This window comes from Aeromicrobium sp. YIM 150415 (genome assembly GCF_016918125.1).
Classification (GTDB): Bacteria; Actinomycetota; Actinomycetes; order Propionibacteriales; family Nocardioidaceae; genus Aeromicrobium; species Aeromicrobium piscarium.
Genome location: NZ_JAERWM010000039.1, coordinates 1 through 974 on the forward strand (window position 1 = coordinate 1; position 974 = coordinate 974).

The 974-nt window shown below is 67.2% G+C and carries 1 protein-coding gene; it reads left to right on the plus strand.

Annotated features, from left to right (window positions below):
- Positions 1 to 150: 150 nt before the first annotated feature.
- On the plus strand, positions 151 to 974 hold an 824-nt coding region (locus tag JL108_RS19620), incomplete at its 3' end, for an IS30 family transposase (RefSeq protein WP_240191539.1).

Sequence of the window (974 nt, forward strand, 5' to 3'; positions counted from 1 at the left end):
TCGACGAGGTGGTGGCGGCAGGCTTTCGGTATGGATATCGAGGTCAGCAAGGGTGTTCATGGGGGACCACGGATCGGTGTTGCGCGTGATGTCGATGTCAGTGATGGGCGGGTCCGGTCGCGGCGGGTGTTGACGTTCGCGGACCGGGCGATGATCGAGTACGGCCTCGTGCACGGCCACAGCCCGGCTCATATCGGGGCGCGGATCGGGCGTTGTCGCTCGGTCGTGACCCGTGAGCTGGGCCGCAACCGGTGCGCTGATGGCCTGTACTCGGCGGCCGCGGCGCAGCTGAGGGCGATGGCGGCCAGAACAAGGCCGAAGTGTTTCAAGCTCGGTGATCCTCGCCTGGCCGTGCATGTGACCGAGCGGCTCGAGCAGGGGTGGTCGCCGCAGCTGATCGCGCGGATGATGAAGCTCGAACGCCCCGGCGGCGATGATGAACATGTGAGTCACGAGACGATCTACCAGGCGCTCTACGTCCAGGGCAGGGGTCTGCTGCGGGCAGATCTGCACGAGCACCTCTCGACCCGCCGGCCCAGGCGGCGCCAGCAGTCACGGGCTGCGAAGGCGGCCAACAGCCCGTTCGCCGAGGCGTTCACGATCAGCGAGCGGCCCGCTGAGGCCGATGACCGGGCTGTTCCCGGGCACTGGGAAGGGGACTTGATCGTCGGGGCATTCGGTCGTTCGGCGATCGGGACTCTGGTCGAACGCTCGACCCGGTTCACGATCCTGCTGCACCTGCCTGGCCGGCATACCGCCGCCGAAGTCGCCGACGCGATGATCCGCGAAATGCGCCGGCTCCCCGAGCACCTGCGACGGTCGCTGACCTGGGACCGTGGCTCCGAACTCGCCGAGTACGCCCGAATCCAGACCGCTCTGGACATGCGGGTCTACTTCTGCGATCCCCGCTCACCCTGGCAACGCGGATCGAACGAGAACACCAACCGGCTCCTACGGCACTGGTTCCCCAAAGG